The following is an 18215-nucleotide window of genomic DNA, read 5'->3' on the forward strand; positions in this document are numbered from 1 at the left end:
AAATCCTCCTCCTTACTCCAGGCTTTCCCGCAGCAGGTTGAGATTCTGTTCCATCACAGACAGATACGTCACCCCTTTTTTCACGTCCTCCGCAGTCGTTCCCTGCATGGAATCCAGGGTGAGGATTTTCTGATTTTTGTCCCTGGTATTTTCCACGATGGTTTCCGCCAGCCTGTGGTGATTTCCCTCGATGGTCAGCACGCAGGGCAGCTCCAGCTCATCTATTTTGTTGGCGAGAAAGGACACGGTTTCAAAGCTGGCTTCACTTTCCGCGGAACAGCCCGCAAAGGCCGCGTAATAGTCTAAGCCATAATCATCCACCATGTACCGGAAGGGGAAGCGGTCGGCAAACAGAACGGTTTTTCCGGACGCCTTCTCCACAGTTCCCTTATATCTTCCGTCCAGTTTCGCAAGTTTTTCCACATAAGCGGACACATTGGTGCTATAAATGTCGCGGTGCTCCGGATCCAGTTCTTCCAGCTGGGCAGCAATGGCTTTGCAGAGTATTTCCGCGTTTTTCAAAGACAGCCAGACGTGCTCGTCATACTCCTTTTCCTCGTGCTCCAGCATCTCCTCCCTGATCTCATCCCCGGTCAGGTCCGCCGGATAGTACGTCGGCCAGTGTTCCATTTCCTGCGACAGGGCATCGAACCCGTCATTGCCGCTGTAAATGTGAAAATGCCCCGCTTTCCCCGGTTCAATCCCATGGTCACTGAACTGGACATATCTGGGCGCCCCGGAATCCTCGTCCGCGGTTTCAAAAAAGTAGCGCACCCCCCGGCTCCCGGAGGCGTAATCGTAAATCTGATAGCCTTTATACTGGTAAACCGCCTTGGAGGAAACGCCGTTCTTTACAAATTCCATTGTTCCCGCGCCGCCGTCGATCACAATGCTCTCCACGTCGGTCTGATAGCCGGTTTCGTAATATTTCCGGTATTCCTCCGCGGTTTTCTTGCCGTTTTCCCCTTTGCGTTTCATCACCTCGTCCAGAGTGCCGTCCTCCAGGAAGGGGTACACGGACTGCCAGCTCCCGGTCCAGTCAGAAAGAGTTCTGTCCCGCACATCGCTGTCCGAAAAGTGGGAATAGCCGTGGTGATGGCCTTCCTCCGCCTGCATACCAGGCTTTGCCTCCTCTGTTTTGACCCCATCACCCAGCACGTCCAGCAGGTTGATAACCCGCATATTGGGATTGGTGGCCTCTTTTAACGCGTCGTCCACCCAGCCGTCGGACTCGCCGCCCACATAGATGAACAGATCGCAGTCGGAAATGCTTACAATATCATCGGCTGTGGGCTGATAGCTGTGCAGGTCAACGCCGCTGTCCAACAGCATGGTGAGGCTGACATTTTCCATCCTGTTTCCAAGGATCTCACGGACCCAGTCATATTCCGGAAAAATGGTGGTGACAATGCTCAGCTGCCTGGAATCGTCCTTTTTCCCGTCCAGCGCCGCAATTTTTCCGCAGCCGGCCAGCAAACCGCCGGTTAAGGCCAGCGCGGGAAGAATGGTTATTAATTTTTTCATTAGTAAAAATCCTCCGAATTTATTGAAAAGACTGAAAAATGGGTACAAAAATACAAGGGTAACGGCAGCGCCGCATCAGCCCATCCGAAACCCGGACCGGCTGTCCCTTGCCATCTCTTTTCAATTCAGAAGTTTTACCTTAAGTGAAACCAATGTGGGAATCGGAACAAACTCCCTGGAAACCGGAGTACCTGCCCCCGGGAAATACGTAAGCACCACCGCAAACGCCGCGGCGCAGGCCGCAAATCCCAAGCTCTCCAGCGTTTTTTCGCAGGCGCTGAGCTGCTCGCAGACCGTACAGCCTCTGCCAACGCAGTCATGGCCCGCCTCCCCCGCCACAAAAAAGATGGAAGCGAGCACGACAAATAAAACCATGGCCGCGGTCAGCAGGGCCAGCCGTTTCCTGTTTTTATTCATCACGCTCACCTTCCTTTCTTTTACTGCTTTCTGCAGGATTCGCACACGCCGTAGAGAATCGTCTCCGATTTCTTTATCTCAAACCCTGTGCTCTCCAGAGTGCTTTGAATCAGCCTCTCCGTCTCATCCTCCCCCAGATGAATGCTCTTTCCGCAGACCAGACACGACAAATGCAGACGGTCCCTGCATTCTTCCGCGGCGATATACTGATAGTAAATCTCCCGGGTGTTTTCACGGACATTTCGTTTTAAAAATCCTCTCTCCTCCAACACGGACAGATTCCGGTAAACCGCGCTGATGCTGATTTTTTCCGAGGTCATACCGCCGGCAATCTGCTGGGCGGTCATCTGCTCATCCCTGTGCGCCGACAGGTATTCCAGCAGCTGCCTGCGCTGCCTCGTCCAATACTTCGCCATCCCTCATACCCCCTATGATTTGCAAACGATTCGCAAATTAGTATATCGAATCTCCGCCGGGTTGTCAATATGCGAATCAGTCGCAAATTGTTAGGCGTGGCGATCTGACGCAATCTGACATCCCGCAAACGATTTATAAAACCCCCAAAACCATATATAATTAAAAAGTGTGCGCTTGGCGCACACTCGCGCCGGAGCGCGGCTGCGTCAGCAGCCATATTCCTCTGCGCGGAGTGCGCCTCCCGCCGGAGGCTTTTGTGTCATAGGGAACGCAGTTTCCTATGACATGAAAAATAGAAAGAGCACCCACTCCAAAGTGGATGCTCCCAAATGGTTAGTTTCCTCTCATTAAGAGGCGCCCATCCCGTTTGCAGGCGGGGTGGGCATTTTTATTTTCCCTTATTTCTCTTATCAAAAAAGCAAGCGACGCTGCAGCAGCCTTCATTTCACACAATCCTCAAGCCCACACACTGCCGTGTCCGCCTGCACCGCCACCAGCTGCCGCTCCGCGGCCGTCACCAGAACCGCTCCCACGGCCAGCGGCAGCACGCACACCCAAATGCTGTGCACACCCCACATCAGCCAGCAGCCGTACCCGGCCGCCACTCCGGCATGGAAACTGAGGAGCGTCCCGCCAAAAAACGCCGCCTTCTGCCCCTTCTCCGCCCGGCCGGCCTCATCCCGCCCGGTGAGCAGATAGTCCGTAAACGCGGTCACCGTCTGTTTCAGGTTGTTGGTGGAAAAAATGGTGGCGCTCACATAGCCATTCGCCCCCTTGAACACGCACCACTGAAAAGCCATGGCAAAAAATATGGGATAGAGGGCCACAAAGGGATTCATAGTCTCCGGAAAACAGCCCACTGCCGTCACCGCTGCCAGATCCACCAGAATAGCCGTGTATTTCAGATTCCAGTTCGTCCGTTTCTCCAGGACCACCGTCGTGGCCATAGCGCCCACGTAGATCACCAGCGCCATCACCCGGTAAGAAATCTCCAAGGGATCCCGTCCCAGCACGTCACACATCAGCTCAATCATATTCGCCGTCTGCGCCGACCCGAACACGCCCATCCGGTCCACGATCGCATACACCCCGATCATCCCTCCGCAAAGGGCCATGGCGTAATGGATCGGGACATCATAATTTTTCCCATTTTCCACGTTTCCTCGCCTCCTTAAGCTGTTCCCTATTATATCACTACAGAAAAATTTTGCAACAAAAAGGAGCGGCCCTCCCATCCTCCAGGAAAACCGCTCCCATTTCTTCTCTCTCCGTATTACAGCTCCGGTTTCTCCACCTCGATGATGGCCGCCTTCTGCATGGGAATACGGCAGTTCTTATTGCTGCCAAACTCCACGATCACCGTGTCATCGGTCATGTCGATGATCACGCCGTAAAAACCGCTGGTCGTAAGCACGCTGTCTCCTACGGCAATGCTGGCCATAAGCTCCTCTCTTTTCTTCTTCTCCTTGTTCTGGGGCCGGATGAGCATAAAATACATCAGTGCACAGAAGAAAATGATGTAGCCGACCATAACAACTCCACTTTGCATAGTAAAAATCCTCCTTGTTCGCGTCCTGCGCCTTGCCCGGACCGCTATCCCTTTGATTGTCCTCTCGCCATACCTTCCAGTTTTTGTTCCTTGTACTCGGCATAACGGTGGTTCTCGATTGCATCGCGAATCTCTTTCATCATTTTATTATAAAAATACAAATTATGCAATACACATAATCGCATCCCCAGCATTTCTTTTGCCTTAAACAGATGGCGGATGTACGCCCTGCTGTAAGAACGGCAGGCCGGGCACTGGCAGCCCTCCTCGATGGGCCGGGGATCCAGCTCATATTTCTGGTTAAACAGGTTCAGTTTCCCGTGGTTGGTGTAAACGTGGCCGTGGCGCCCGTTTCTGGACGGGTACACGCAGTCAAAGAAATCCACGCCCCGGTCCACCGCCTCCAGGATGTTGGCCGGTGTTCCCACGCCCATCAGATAAGTGGGCTTGTTCTCCGGCAGGTGGGGCACCACCTCATCCAGGATGTGGTACATCTCCTCGTGAGTCTCTCCCACAGCCAGTCCGCCCACGGCGTAGCCGTTCAGATCCATCCTGGAAATTTCCTTCGCGTGAGCGATGCGGATGTCCGGGAAAATGCCGCCCTGGTTGATTCCAAACAGGAGCTGATGGGGATTTACCGTATCCGGCAGATGGTTCAGACGCTCCATCTCCGCCTTGCAGCGGGCCAGCCATCTGGTGGTCCTGGCCACGGAATTCTCCACATACTCCCTGGAGGAAAGAGCCGGCGCACACTCATCAAAGGCCATGGCGATGGTGGATCCCAGGTTGGACTGGATCTGCATACTCTCCTCCGGCCCCATAAAAATCTTGCGCCCGTCAATATGGGAGTTAAAATACACTCCCTCCTCCTTGATTTTTCTCAGCCCCGACAGGGAAAATACCTGGAACCCGCCGGAATCGGTGAGAATGGGCCTGTCCCAGTTCATAAACTTGTGCAGGCCGCCAAACTCCTTGATCAGCTTATCCCCCGTCCGCACATGGAGATGGTAGGTGTTGGAAAGCTCCACCTGGGTGCCGATCTGCCGCAGATCGTCGGTGGAAACCGCTCCCTTGATGGCCCCCACCGTTCCCACGTTCATAAACACCGGAGTCTGGATCGTCCCGTGAACCGTCTTCACTTCCGCCCGCTTGGCGCGGCCGTCCTTCGCTATGATCTTATATTCCATCATGCCTTCTTCCCCTGTTTTTTCGCCGCCTTGGCCGCCGCTTTCTCCGCGGCCTTCCTGCCTTCATGGCGCACCGTCATCACATACCACAGCGCTCCCGTAATGCACACGGAAGAATAGGTTCCGCACACAATACCTACCATCAGAGGCAAAGCGAACTCCCGAATGGAGGACACGCCCATAATATAGAGCACAAACACCATGATAAAGGTGGTAAGAGAGGTGTTGATGCTCCTGGTGAAGGTCTGGGTAATGCTGTCGTTGACCAGCTCCGCCAGATCGGCCCGGCCGCCCGTCAGTTTCAGATTCTCACGGATCCGGTCGAAGATGACGATGGTCGCGTTGATGGAATAACCCACGATGGTCAGCATACAGGCGATAAATGTGGAACCCACAGACCATTTGAGAATGGAATAGAAGGTCGCCACCACTGCCACGTCGTGAACCAGCGCCAGCACCGCGCTGGCCGCGAACCGGATATTTTTAAACCGGAACCAGATGTAAATCAGCATACAAACCGTAGCGATCACCACCGCCACGATAGCGTCGTTTTTCATCTCCTCGCTGATCGCTCCGGAAATGCTCTCCGCCGTGATCTTCTCGTCGTCCACGCCGAAATTGTCCACCATCGCCTGGTTTAACGCCTCTCTCTCCTCCACGGAAAGAGTTCTGGTCTTAATAATCACCTCCGTCGTGCCCTCTACCTTCTGAGTCTGCACGTCGGCGTCTTTCGTCACATCTTCCACCACCGGAACGACCTGCTGGGAAATGTCCTCCATGGTCATTTCCTCGTTGAAGGTGACGTTGGTGGAGGTGCCGCCCTTAAACTCCATGCTGTAGTTGAATGCGCCGTTTCCAGAGGCCATGCCCATTCCCATGGACACCAGGCCGGCAGCGATCACCACCAGGGAGAGGACGAAACAGAGATTCCGCTTTCCAAGGAAGTTTACCGGTTTCCGCTCCTTCTTCACGCCGTACAGTTTCGGGTTCTGCAATCCCAGACGGAACAGGGCCCGCAGGATGAACCTGGTCACAAAGAGGGCCGTAAACATGGAAAGCACAATACCCAGAGCCAGAGTGGTGGCAAAGCCCTTCACCGTACCGGAGCCTCTCCAGAACAGCACCAGGGCCGCGATCAGGGTGGTCACGTTTCCGTCCACAATGGCGGACAGAGCCTTCGCGAAACCGGTCTTGACCGCCGACTCCACCGTCTTGCCCACACCGATTTCCTCTTTGATTCTGGTGAAAATGATGACGTTGGCATCCACAGCCATACCGATGGACAGGATGATACCTGCCACGCCCGGCAGCGTCAGCGTCACCTCAAATACCTCTAACAGCAGCACCATCAGCCCCACATAGAGAGACAGGGCCAGAGATGCCGCGAGTCCGGGCACCAGATACACAATTATCATAAACAGGGCTACGATTCCAAATCCCACAGCCCCTGCCTGCAAACTGGTGGTGATGGCCTCCTGTCCCAGTTTCGCGCCCACCACATTGGAGCGCAGCTCCATCAGCTCTACGGACAGGGCGCCGATGCGGATGGTAGCGGCCAGATTTTCCGCCTCATCGTATCCCGCCATTCCGTCGATGGTGCACTGGCCCTGGGTGATGGCCTCCCGCACCGTGGGGGCAGAAACTACCTCATTGTCGTAGATAATGGCGATCTGCTGCCCCACCATGGCGGAGGTGGCATCCGCGAAGGCCTTCGTGCCCTCCTCGTTAAACGTCAGGGACACCACGTAATCTCTGGATCCATTGTTTTCCGACACCATCACATTGGCGCTGCTCACCTGGTCTCCGGTGAGAATGGTATTCCCTTCCATATCGGTAAACCGCAAAGATCCCGGTTTTCCCAGCGTCTCCAGCACCGCGTTGGCGTCAGAAACTCCCGGAATATCAATGTTGATCCGGTCACTTCCCTCACGGTACACATCCGCCTCCGTGCTGTTGTAGCTGTCCACTCTCTTGCGCAGCTTGTAAACCGTGTCGTTCATCTGCTCGTCCGTGACGTCTCCCACCGCCTGGTAGGTGATGGAAACGCCGCCCGCCAGATCCAGTCCCAGCTTGATGTCATTTGCCGTCGTATAGCCCAGATAGCCGAACAGCACAATGGCCGCGATGGAAATGAGCAGACACAAAAGGCCCTTTCCTCTGTTATTCTTCATGACTTATCTCCTTTATTTTATAAATTGGAATCCTCCAGCGCCGCCTTGATCATAATGGCGCACTCGATCCTCTTTTTCTGCATCTCACAGCCGATGTCATAGGCGTCTGTGATGGAGCCGTGGAACTTGTAGGAATTGGCCGCGCAGCCGCCGCTGCAGTAAAATCTGGCAAAGCAGTCCCGGCACTTGTCCTTGGCGTACACGTTGCACAGCTTAAACTCATCCCGCACCGCGGTGTTGGTGATTCCCTCGTCCACATTGCCTAACAGGAAACCTTCCTCGCCCACAAACTGGTGGCAGGGGTAGAAATCTCCCCACGGCGTCACAGCCAGATACTCCGTCCCGGAGCCGCAGCCGGACAGGCGTTTCGCCACGCAGGGGCCCTGTTTTAAGTCAATCATGAAATGGAAGAACGTAAAGCCTCTGCCCTCTTTCCAGCGGCGGATATACTCCTTGGCCAGGTTGTCGTACTCCTCCATGATCTGGGGAAGATCCTCCTCGGTGATGGCGAAAGGCTCCTCCGGCAGGGAAACCACCGGCTCGATGGACATTTTCTCAAAGCCCAGATCCGCGAAATGGAGCACATCCTTGGAGAAATCCAGATTTTGCTTTGTAAAGGTGCCGCGGACGTAATAGTCCTTGTCCCCTCTCTTTTCCACAAACTTCTGGAACTTCGGCACGATCAGGTCGTAGCTGCCCTTTCCGTTGCGGAAGGGACGCATGAAATCGTTTACCTCCGGCCGTCCGTCCAGGCTTAAGACCACGTTGCTCATCTCCCGGTTGCAGAAGTCCATGATCTCGTCGTTTAACAGCACGCCGTTGGTGGTCAGAGTAAAACGGAACTTCTTGTTGTGGGCCTCCTCCTGGGAACGGCCGTACTCCACCAGGCGTTTCACCACGTTCCAGTTCATCAGCGGCTCGCCGCCGAAGAAATCCACCTCCAGATTCCGGCGGTTTCCAGAATTGGCGATGAGGAAATCCAGGGCCTTCTTTCCCACCTCATAGCTCATGAGGGCGCGGCGTCCGTGGTACTCCCCTTCCTCCGCGAAACAGTATTTGCAGGCCAGGTTGCAGTCGTGGGCGATGTGCAGGCACAGGGCCTTCACCACCGTTTTCCTCTTTTTAAAGTCTGTCACGTACTGGGAATACACATCCTTCGTGAACAGCTCCTCCCGGTTGATCAGCTCCTGGATGTCCTCCATGGCCTCCCGGATCTCCGTCTCCGGATAGCGGTCCTTTAAGGCTGCCACCGTCTTTTCCACCGCCTCCGCGGGAAGTGTCTCCGGCTTTTCAAGCTCCGGCAGCTCCTTTTCCAGGACCTCCACCATATCATAGATCAGGTCGTCCACCACATGGACCGACCCGCTGTTCACATCCATAACGATATTATATCCGTTGTTCTTATATTGATGAATCACTCATACTCTCCTTTTCTCACGTCAAAATCCGCAGCACTGCCGTCCTCTTGACCTATCCAACCAGCCATTCCCCGAATTTCCATTTGGACAGACCAAGCACCCCTACGGCTCCCAGGCCGTAGGGGTCCCTCTCATTTGGCTGTGTTCTGCTTTCTAACCCGTCACACACCGCAGATTAGCGGTTGCTGTTCTCGCAGCTCTGGTTGCCTACCGTGCAGGAAGTCTTGCAGGCAGACTGGCAGGACGTCTGGCACTCGCCGCAGCCGCCCTTTTTCATCGTGTCTTTTAAGGTATTGGAATTCAAGGTCTTTACACGCGTCATAGTTCATCATCCTCCTGAGAATTTATTGAATTTCCTAGCGATTATAACATATGTTGAGGGCCTTAGCAAGGCTTTTCAGTCTTGTTCATATTCTGTCCCCGCCGGGAATATACTGGACCATAACCCAATGAAAAGGGGAGAAACATATGGGCAGTTCCAAAGTGAAGGCGGCCATCCGCTCTCTTTTCGCCTCCTATTTCCTGGCGGCCATCCTGTTGGTGGCGCTGGCGTTCCTTCTCTATAAATTTCACCTGAAGGAAAGCCAGGTGGGACTGGCTGTCAGCGGCATTTACGTAGTCACCTGCTTTATCGGCGGCCTGCTCATGGGAAAGGCCGCCCGCAGACGGCGGTTTTTCTGGGGCTTTCTGCTGGGCGCCCTGTACTTCGCCGTCCTTCTCGCCGCCACCTGCGTCACCGGCAGAGGGCTGCCGGCGGATATGGGGCAGATGGTGAGGACGTTTATCATGTGCGCCGCCAGCGGAACCATCGGCGGAATGCTGAGCTAAGCACGCCGAGGCTGGCGGACGGGGATGCCGCTGGCGGCCAGAACGGCATTTTAAGCGGCCAGACCTGCGCCGCCAGTCCATTTCCTCCGCGGGGAGCGGCGCGGCCCGCGGAAGGCTTTTCTGGCACCGCAAAACGCCGTTCCATGGCACAAAAACAGCCCAGCGGTGGGGGGCGTTAGGCTCCCCCGCTGCCGGGCCGGAAAAGTCTTATTTTTCTTCCTGCTCCTGTTCTTCCTCCTGCTCCGGAAGGTACAGGCGGACCTTGTCAATCCGGTTCTTATCCACCTGATCCACCACCAGGCGAATGCCGTCGCAGGTAACTTCCTCACCCTCCTCCGGAAGGTGATCCAGCAGGCCGATCACCAGCCCGCCGATGGAATCGTAGTCCTCCGACTCCAGTTTCAGCTCCAGGTCGTCGTTTAAGTCATCCAGTTTCATGGAACCTTCCACCAGATACTCCCGTTCTCCGACCTTCACAAGCTCCTCCTCCTCGTCCTCGTCGTACTCGTCGCGGATGTCTCCCACGATCTCCTCCAGAAGGTCCTCCAGAGTGATCAGTCCGGCGGTGGCGCCGTACTCGTCCAGCACGATCACGCAGTTGTTATTGGCGATCTCCCGCATTTCTGACATGAGCTCCGCGATTTTCTTATACTCATAGGTGTAGAGAGGCTGTCTCAGATAATTCCGGATGGAAAATCCATCCTTTTCCTCCATTAAAAGGAGGTCCTTTACGTTTATGATTCCAATTACGTTGTCCGTAGTCTCCTCGTAAACGGGCACTCTGGTATAGCGCTCCTGCCGGAACAGCTCCAGCAGCTCGTCATAGCTGGCGTTCACGTCGATCATCACCATGTCAATTCTGGGCACCATCACGTCCTTGGCGCGGGCGTCGCCGAAATCGAACACGTTATTGATCATTTTCTTCTCCTCGGACTCGATCACGCCCTCCTCGTGGCTCACCTCCACGATGGTGCGCAGCTCGTCCTCGGTGATGGACTCCTGCTTTTTATGCGGATCCACCCGGAGCAGAAACAGTACGCCCATGGACAGCTTGTTCATCACAAAGATAAACGGCGTGGCAACGATCATCAGCCAGTAGATGACGGTAGCGTAAGCCATGGAAAGCTGCTCCGCATAAAAAGTCGCCAGCGTTTTGGGAGTAATCTCGCCAAATACCAGAATAAGCAGGGTCAGGATACCTGTGGCAACCCCCACGACCTTATCCCCCCAGAGGTTGATCACCAGGGCAGTGGTCAGGGAGGAGGCGGACAGGTTCACGATGTTGTTCCCGATCAGGATCGCGCTCAGCAGCTTTCCAGGGTTCTCGATCACCTTCGCCAGTACCTGGGCACGCCGGTTCCCCGTCTCCGCCAGGGTCCGCACCCGCATTTTGTTTACAGTTGTAAGCGCCGTCTCCGCCGACGAGAAAAAGGCCGACAGCAACAACAGGACCACCACGATCAATAGCTGAGTCATGGCGCTCGCTTGGTTGGAATCCAAAAAAATCACACTCCTATTTCATACATATTAAATGGACGGCTCTGCCGCGCGGAGCCGCCATTGCTGAAATTGTACAGCAGCAGGGCTGTTCTGTCAAGCAAAGAGGCATTTACTCCTTTGCCGGGTCGAACTTCAGGAACGGATAGGGCATCAGCTCGCCCACCGTGGTCTCCAGCAGATTTCCTTCCCCGCCGCAGATGTAAACCGGCGTATCCAGGCTCTCGCAGAACTCTCCCATCACCTGCCTGCAGGCGCCGCAGGGAGCCGCGTCCGCGTTTCCATTGCAAACCACCGCCAGAGCCGTATACGTCTGGCAGCCGTGCATCACCATGTTAAAAATGGCGTTTCTCTCCCCGCAGACCGTCAGCCCGTAGGAGACATTCTCGATGTTGCAGCCGCGGTAAATCACTCCGTCCGCCCCCATCACAGCCGCCCCCACCGGAAATTTAGAATAGGGGCTGTAGGAATTCTTCTGTCCTTCCCACGCCTCAGCAATCAGCTTATCTCTCAATTCTTCCTTCGTCATCTTCATCCTTCTCCTTACCTCTCAAAATTTAAGCCCCAAAACCCATAGCACCCCCTGGGGCTTATGGATGTATTATAACCTACGGGGCGGAGTGTGGCAATACGGAAATGGAGAGCTTAACAGCTTATACACAAAGGAGCTGTTTCCTCTACCTCCAGTCTCTCCGGATGCAAAAAGTGTGCGCGGCAGCACACACCCGCGCCGGAGCGCGGCTGCGCCAGCAGTCATTTTCCTTTGCACAGAGTACGCCTCCCGCCAGAAACTTTTGTATCACAGGGAGCGCCGTTTCCCATGACGCAAAAAAGGCCGCCGCCCCGCCCTCCCATTCCGGAAGGCAAAGCGACAGCCCTTCTATTCCCGCTTGATCACAAATTATCTATACAGATAAAGTTTATTTAAAATTCGTCGAAAATTACTCGATGATGCTTACAACTCTACCGGAACCAACGGTTCTGCCGCCCTCACGGATAGCGAAACGAAGACCCTGCTCCATAGCTACCGGGTGGATCAGCTCAACGGTCATCTCAACGTTGTCGCCAGGCATACACATCTCGGTGCCAGCCGGAAGCTCGCAAACGCCGGTAACGTCAGTGGTTCTGAAGTAGAACTGCGGACGATAGTTGTTGAAGAACGGAGTATGACGGCCACCCTCGTCCTTGGTCAGAACGTACACCTGAGCGGTGAACTTCTTGTGGCACTTTACAGAGCCCGGCTTAACCAGACACTGTCCACGCTCGATCTCGTTTCTCTGAACGCCACGAAGCAGAGCGCCGATGTTATCACCAGCCTGAGCCTCGTCAAGCAGCTTACGGAACATCTCGATACCAGTAACAACTACCTTACGAACGTCCTCGTGTACGCCTACGATCTCAACCTCGTCGGAGATGTGCAGGGTACCACGCTCTACTCTACCAGTAGCAACGGTTCCACGGCCAGTGATGGAGAATACATCCTCAACAGGCATCAGGAACGGCTTGTCGGTGTCACGAACCGGATCCGGAACGTAGTTGTCAACAGCATCCATGAGCTCAAGGATCTTGTCGCCCCACTCGCTGGACGGATCCTCAAGAGCCTTCAGAGCGGAACCCTGGATGATCGGAGTGTCATCGCCCGGGAACTCGTACTCGGTAAGCAGGTCTCTGATCTCCATCTCAACCAGCTCAAGCAGCTCCGGATCGTCAACCATGTCGCACTTGTTCATGAATACAACGATGTACGGAACGCCTACCTGACGGGACAGAAGGATGTGCTCTCTGGTCTGAGCCATAACACCGTCGGTAGCAGCTACAACCAGGATAGCGCCGTCCATCTGAGCAGCACCGGTGATCATGTTCTTTACGTAGTCAGCATGGCCGGGGCAGTCAACGTGAGCATAGTGTCTCTTGTTGCTCTCGTACTCAACGTGTGCGGTAGAGATGGTGATTCCACGCTCTCTCTCCTCCGGAGCCTTGTCGATGTTCTCGAAAGCTACGGCCTCGCCGGTACCTAATCTCTCGTGCAGAACCTTCGTGATAGCAGCCGTTAAAGTGGTTTTACCATGGTCAACGTGGCCAATGGTACCAATGTTACAATGCGGTTTCGTTCTTTCAAACTTAGCTTTAGCCATTTTATAACGTCCTCCTTAAATTTGCACCCTTCAGGGCTATTTAGTTATTATCTAGGCTGTCTATAATTATATTCGATTTGAATACTTATTTCAAGCCTAATTTCATGAGGTTTCGCGGCCCGGACAGAGCCGCGGCCCCCTAAAAAACAGGTTAATTACTTACCTTTTCTCTCGCTCAGCACCTTCTCCTGTACGCTCTTGGGTACGGGCTCGTACTTATCGAAGAACATGGAGTAGTTTCCACGGCCCTGCGTTCTGGAACGAAGGTCGGTGGAGTAGCCGAACATCTCGGACAACGGAACGAATGCCTTAACCATCTTTCCGCCGCCTACATCGTCCATACCCTCGATACGGCCACGACGGGAGTTGATGTCTCCGATTACGTCGCCCATGTATTCCTCAGGCATGGTTACCTCTACCTTCATGATCGGCTCAAGCAGGATCGCGCCCGCCTTCTGCATGGCCTCCTTGAACGCCAGGGATCCGGCGATGTGGAATGCCATCTCAGAGGAGTCTACCTCGTGGTAGGAACCGTCAAATACGGTAGCGTGTACGCCCAGCACCGGGAATCCGCCGAGGATACCTGCCTTAGCAGCCTCCTCGATACCCTCTCCAACTGCCGGGATGTACTCCTTCGGGATCGCGCCGCCCACAACGGAGGAATCAAACTTGAAGGTCTCCTCTGCGTTGGCGTCCATCGGCTCGAAGTGTACTTTACAGTGTCCGTACTGTCCACGTCCACCGGACTGCTTCGCGTACTTGCTGTCCACGTCCACAGCCTTGGTGAAGGTCTCTTTGTAAGCAACCTGAGGCGCGCCTACGTTTGCCTCTACGTTGAACTCACGGAGCAGACGGTCTACGATGATCTCCAGGTGAAGCTCACCCATACCGGAGATGATGGTCTGACCAGTCTCCTGATCGGTTCTCGCGCGGAAGGTCGGGTCCTCCTCAGCCAGCTTTGCGAGGGCTTCGCCCATCTTGCCCTGGCCAGCCTTGGTCTTGGGCTCGATCGCGATGTCGATAACCGGCTCCGGGAACTCCATGGACTCCAGGATTACCGGATGCTGCTCATCGCAGATGGTGTCGCCGGTGGTGGAAATCTTAAAGCCTACAGCAGCGGCGATGTCGCCGGAGTAAACCTTGTCGATCTCCTGTCTCTTATTTGCGTGCATCTGCACGATACGTCCAACACGCTCTTTCTTGCCCTTTGTCGCGTTCAGCACGTAGGAACCGGAATTCATGGTACCGGAGTATACGCGGAAGAACGCCAGCTTTCCAACGAACGGGTCGGTCATGATCTTAAATACGAGAGCGGAGAACGGCTCCTCGTCAGAGGAATGTCTCTCGATCTCATTGCCGTCCATATCAACACCCTTGATAGCCGGGATGTCGGTCGGGGCCGGCATGAACTCCAGAATCGCATCCAGAAGTTTCTGTACGCCCTTGTTTCTGTAAGCGGAGCCGCAGCATACCGGGATAGCGGTACACTCGCAGGTGGCCTTTCTTAAGACCTTCTTCATCTCCTCTACAGAAGGCTCCTCGCCCTCCAGATACATCATCATCAGATCGTCATCCAGCTCGCAGATCTTCTCAACCAGCTCAGAATGATAAAGCTCAGCCTCATCCTTCATGTCGTCCGGGATCTCCACGATGCTGATGTCGTCGCCCTTCTCATCGTTGTAGATGTAGGCTCTCATCTCGAACAGGTCGATGATTCCCTTGAACTCATCTTCCTTGCCGATGGGGAGCTGCAGGCAGATGGCATTCTTGCCAAGTCTGGTGCGGATCTGATCTACAGCGTTGTAGAAGTCTGCGCCGAGGATGTCCATCTTATTGATGAAAGCCATTCTCGGTACGTTATAGGTGTCAGCCTGACGCCATACGTTCTCGGACTGGGGCTCAACACCGCCCTTTGCACAGAAAACGCCTACGGCGCCGTCAAGCACACGCAGGGAACGCTCAACCTCTACCGTAAAGTCAACGTGTCCAGGAGTATCAATGATGTTGATACGATGCTCCAGGGCGCCCGGCTTCGGCTTGCAGTTCTCCTCCAGGGTCCAATGGCAGGTGGTAGCTGCAGAAGTAATAGTAATTCCTCTCTCCTGCTCCTGCTCCATCCAGTCCATGGTAGCGTTGCCTTCGTGAGTATTACCAATCTTATAGTTTACACCAGTGTAATACAGGATACGCTCAGTCAGTGTGGTCTTACCCGCATCGATATGAGCCATAATACCGATATTCCTGGTTCTCTCCAATGGATATTCTCTTCCAGCCAAGGTCTTTTCCTCCTATGATAATTAGAAGCGATAGTGTGCAAATGCCTTGTTTGCCTCTGCCATCTTGTGCATATCTTCTTTTCTCTTCACAGATGCGCCAGTGTTGTTTGCGGCATCCATGATCTCGTTGGCCAGTCTCTCCTCCTGAGTCTTCTCGCCTCTCTTACGGGAGAACATGGTCAGCCAACGAAGCGCTAACGCCTGTCTTCTCTCCGGCTTAACCTCGATCGGCACCTGATAGGTAGCGCCGCCGATACGTTTTGCCTTTACCTCAAGTACAGGCATGATGTTGTTCATTGCTTCCTCAAATACCTCTACGGCATCCTTTCCGGTCTTCTCTGCGACACGGTTAAATGCGCCGTAAACGATCTTCTGAGCAACACCCTTCTTACCATCCAGCATGATGTTGTTTACCAGCTTGGTCACAACCTTGTTGTTGTAAATCGGGTCTGCCAGAACGTCTCTTTTCTGAGTATGTCCTTTACGTGGCACGTTACTTCCCTCCTTAATATTACCGCCTTGTTCGCGGCGTACTTAATTCCTCGGTACTCACACATTCTGTGTGTGTTCGTGCTCGGTTCCTGATCTATAATCCTGCAACCTACAGGTCAATATCAAAAGGTCCGGCACTGATTTCGCTTAACGCGAATTATTTTTTCTCTTTCGGTCTCTTAGCGCCGTACTTGGAACGAGCCTGTTTCCTGTTAGCAACGCCTGCGGTATCCAGAGTTCCTCTGATGATGTGGTATCTGGTACCAGGTAAGTCTTTTACACGTCCGCCACGGATCAGCACTACGCTATGCTCCTGCAGGTTGTGTCCCTCGCCCGGAATGTAGCTAGTAACCTCGATGCCGTTGGAAAGGCGTACTCTGGCGATCTTTCTGAGAGCAGAGTTCGGTTTCTTCGGGGTAGCGGTCTTTACAGCGGTGCACACGCCACGCTTCTGCGGAGCAGACTCATTGGTTGCGCGCTTCTGTAAGGAGTTGTAGCCCTTCTGAAGAGCCGGAGCGGTAGATTTCTTTACTGCTGTCTGTCTTCCCTTTCTAACTAACTGGTTAAATGTTGGCATTCTTTTCACCTCCTGTGATATTGTCTGTGGTTGCGCTTTTTGTTCAGCGTATTTTTGCGCACTAAAACACTACGTGTGTTTGCACGCTTACTTATTATATCTACATTGTTTTTTTGTGTCAAGGAGTTTTTCCGCGAAAATACGTGAAAAATACGAAACTTTTCAGGGACTTTTCAAGGATTTTACAAAAAGAGCCGGCAGGAAGGCCATTCCTCGTTCCCGTCTTGCGCGGACGGAGGAAAAACGGTATACTGGAACATATAAAATCACTGAAAAAGGAGACTGTACAAATGAAATTAGTTATCATTGAGCCCCTGGGGGTTGAGGACGAGAAACTGCTCTCCATGGCCGCCGAGGCACTCCCGGATTCCCTGGAGATCCAGTATTTTGACACCAGGACCACGGACACGGCGGAGTTAATCGCCAGAGGAAAGGACGCGGACATCATCGCCGTCTCCAACCTGCCCTTAAACGCCGACGTGATCAACGGCTGTGAAAACTTAAAAATGCTGGCCGTGGCCTTCACCGGCACCGACCACATCGCCATGGACGCCTGCCGGGCGAAGGGCGTCACCGTCTGCAACTGCTCTGGCTACTCCAACGCCGCCGTTTCCGACCTGGTATTCGGAATGATCGTGGCTCTCTACCGCCGGATGATCGCCTGCGACCGCGTTGTACGGGAAGGGGGCACCAAGGACGGGCTCATCGGCTTTGAAATGGAAGGAAAGAAGTTCGGCGTGGTGGGAACGGGAGCCATCGGCCTGAAGGTGGCGGCCATCGCCCAGGCTTTCGGCTGCCAGGTGTACGCCTACAGCCGTACGAAAAAAGACATCCCCGGCATCACCTATGTGGATCTGGACACCCTGCTTTCCACCTGTGACATCGTCTCCCTGCACACCCCGTTAAATGACGCCACCCGCGGCATGATCGGAAAAGAGCAGCTGGCCCTGATGAAACCAAACGCCATCTTAATCAACACCGCCCGCGGCCCGGTAGTGGACAGCGCCGCCCTGGCCGAGGCCTTAAACAGCGGAAAGATCGCCGGAGCCGGCATCGACGTATTCGAGGGAGAGCCGCCCATCGCCAAAGATCATCCGCTCCTCACCGCGAAAAACGTGATCGCCACCCCCCACGTGGCCTTTGCCACCAAGGAGGCTCTGGTAAAACGGGCTGTGATCGTCTTTGACAACATCGTGAAATGGATGGACGGGACTCCGCAGAATGTAATTAAATAAAAACGGGATTATATGGATAAGAAGTAAATCTTTCCATGAAAAAACGAAAGAACGGCCGGGTGCTTGCATTCCCGGCCGTTCTTTCGTTCATGAGGGGTTAGAAGTATGAGAGTATTCTCTCTACAAAATTAGGATTGGCATATCCTCTATACAATCGTTATCGCCGGAGGCGTTTTCCTGTGAACGCCCTGTGTTCCCTTGCGATGATGAGAGTATAGCATATTGGAAATTGTTTGTCAATGATTTTGAGAATTATTTTCAAATTATTTTCCTGTGCTACTTTCTCGCGTTCCCGGACGTTTTTAGAGCCCGGCGGCAGCTCCCTCACGTTCCCCAAAACGTAAGAGCAGCCGGGCGCTTGCATTCCCGGCTGCTCTACTCATGAGGGGTTAGAAGTATGAGAGTATCACTCTCGTCAAAAATTAGGATTGGCATATCCTCTATACAATATTCATCGCCGGAGGCGTTCTCCTGTCAACGCCCTTTGTTTCC

17 protein-coding genes are annotated in these 18215 nt (G+C 54.0%); 2 read left to right on the top strand and 15 right to left on the bottom strand.

Translation table 11 applies throughout. The features are described 5' to 3' along the window. Nucleotides 1-12 precede the first annotated feature (12 nt). The 9 genes from B5E84_RS05075 to scfA form a co-directional block, all read right to left on the bottom strand. Nucleotides 13-1524, bottom strand: a complete 1512-nt coding sequence (locus B5E84_RS05075; protein ID WP_087220163.1) for a metal ABC transporter solute-binding protein, Zn/Mn family — start codon at nucleotides 1522-1524, stop codon at nucleotides 13-15. Nucleotides 1525-1644: 120 nt separating this feature from the next. Further along, complete coding sequence (locus B5E84_RS05080) at nucleotides 1645-1941, bottom strand: hypothetical protein (protein WP_087220165.1); 297 nt, start codon at nucleotides 1939-1941, stop codon at nucleotides 1645-1647. 20 nt (nucleotides 1942-1961) lie between these two features. Further along, on the bottom strand, nucleotides 1962-2357 hold the full coding sequence (locus tag B5E84_RS05085; protein WP_087220168.1) for a Fur family transcriptional regulator: 396 nt from the start codon (nucleotides 2355-2357) through the stop codon (nucleotides 1962-1964). A 441-nt stretch (nucleotides 2358-2798) separates the two neighbouring features. Next, complete coding sequence (locus tag B5E84_RS05090) at nucleotides 2799-3515, bottom strand: YoaK family protein (RefSeq protein ID WP_162612808.1); 717 nt, start codon at nucleotides 3513-3515, stop codon at nucleotides 2799-2801. A 116-nt stretch (nucleotides 3516-3631) separates the two neighbouring features. After that, complete coding sequence (gene yajC, locus B5E84_RS05095; protein WP_087220174.1) at nucleotides 3632-3907, bottom strand: preprotein translocase subunit YajC; 276 nt, start codon at nucleotides 3905-3907, stop codon at nucleotides 3632-3634. 44 nt (nucleotides 3908-3951) lie between these two features. Next, nucleotides 3952-5094: a tRNA guanosine(34) transglycosylase Tgt gene (gene tgt / locus B5E84_RS05100; protein ID WP_087220401.1), complete on the bottom strand. Its 1143-nt coding sequence runs from the start codon at nucleotides 5092-5094 to the stop codon at nucleotides 3952-3954. Then, nucleotides 5094-7265, bottom strand: a complete 2172-nt coding sequence (gene secD / locus B5E84_RS05105) for a protein translocase subunit SecD (protein WP_087220177.1) — start codon at nucleotides 7263-7265, stop codon at nucleotides 5094-5096. Before secD ends, tgt begins: the two co-directional genes overlap by 1 nt. Before the next feature lie 17 nt (nucleotides 7266-7282). Then, nucleotides 7283-8683 carry a thioether cross-link-forming SCIFF peptide maturase gene (gene scfB, locus B5E84_RS05110; RefSeq protein WP_087220181.1) on the bottom strand — a complete coding sequence of 467 codons (1401 nt, stop codon included), beginning with the start codon at nucleotides 8681-8683 and terminating at the stop codon, nucleotides 7283-7285. Between the two features lie 175 nt (nucleotides 8684-8858). Continuing rightward, nucleotides 8859-9005 carry a six-cysteine ranthipeptide SCIFF gene (gene scfA, locus B5E84_RS05115; RefSeq protein WP_087220184.1) on the bottom strand — a complete coding sequence of 49 codons (147 nt, stop codon included), beginning with the start codon at nucleotides 9003-9005 and terminating at the stop codon, nucleotides 8859-8861. A gap of 146 nt (nucleotides 9006-9151) precedes the next feature. Between scfA and B5E84_RS05120 the strand changes: the two genes are divergently transcribed. Next, entirely contained in the window at nucleotides 9152-9511 is a 360-nt protein-coding gene (locus B5E84_RS05120) for a TIGR04086 family membrane protein (protein ID WP_087220187.1), read from the top strand. A gap of 207 nt (nucleotides 9512-9718) precedes the next feature. Here the strand turns inward: B5E84_RS05120 and B5E84_RS05125 are convergent, their stop codons facing one another. The 6 genes from B5E84_RS05125 to rpsL form a co-directional block, all read right to left on the bottom strand. After that, the gene (locus B5E84_RS05125; protein ID WP_087220190.1) at nucleotides 9719-11011 is read right to left on the bottom strand and encodes an HlyC/CorC family transporter; all 1293 of its coding nucleotides are present in this window, start codon (nucleotides 11009-11011) and stop codon (nucleotides 9719-9721) included. Nucleotides 11012-11120: 109 nt separating this feature from the next. Continuing rightward, nucleotides 11121-11537, bottom strand: coding sequence for a cytidine deaminase (locus B5E84_RS05130; protein WP_204248541.1), 417 nt, complete (start codon nucleotides 11535-11537; stop codon nucleotides 11121-11123). A gap of 412 nt (nucleotides 11538-11949) precedes the next feature. Further along, nucleotides 11950-13143, bottom strand: coding sequence for an elongation factor Tu (gene tuf, locus B5E84_RS05135; protein WP_087220192.1), 1194 nt, complete (start codon nucleotides 13141-13143; stop codon nucleotides 11950-11952). A gap of 155 nt (nucleotides 13144-13298) precedes the next feature. Further along, nucleotides 13299-15419, bottom strand: coding sequence for an elongation factor G (gene fusA, locus B5E84_RS05140; protein ID WP_087220195.1), 2121 nt, complete (start codon nucleotides 15417-15419; stop codon nucleotides 13299-13301). A gap of 21 nt (nucleotides 15420-15440) precedes the next feature. Next, a complete protein-coding gene (gene rpsG, locus B5E84_RS05145; protein WP_087220198.1) occupies nucleotides 15441-15911 on the bottom strand; it encodes a 30S ribosomal protein S7 in 471 nt (156 codons plus the stop codon). 157 nt (nucleotides 15912-16068) lie between these two features. Next, entirely contained in the window at nucleotides 16069-16488 is a 420-nt protein-coding gene (gene rpsL / locus B5E84_RS05150; protein ID WP_087220201.1) for a 30S ribosomal protein S12, read from the bottom strand. Nucleotides 16489-16778: 290 nt separating this feature from the next. Between rpsL and B5E84_RS05155 the strand changes: the two genes are divergently transcribed. Continuing rightward, nucleotides 16779-17723, top strand: a complete 945-nt coding sequence (locus B5E84_RS05155) for a 2-hydroxyacid dehydrogenase (protein WP_087220204.1) — start codon at nucleotides 16779-16781, stop codon at nucleotides 17721-17723. Nucleotides 17724-18215: the final 492 nt, after the last annotated feature.

The sequence above is a fragment of the Lachnoclostridium sp. An14 genome, from assembly GCF_002160755.1.
In the GTDB taxonomy this organism is placed as follows: domain Bacteria; phylum Bacillota; class Clostridia; order Lachnospirales; family Lachnospiraceae; genus Lachnoclostridium_A.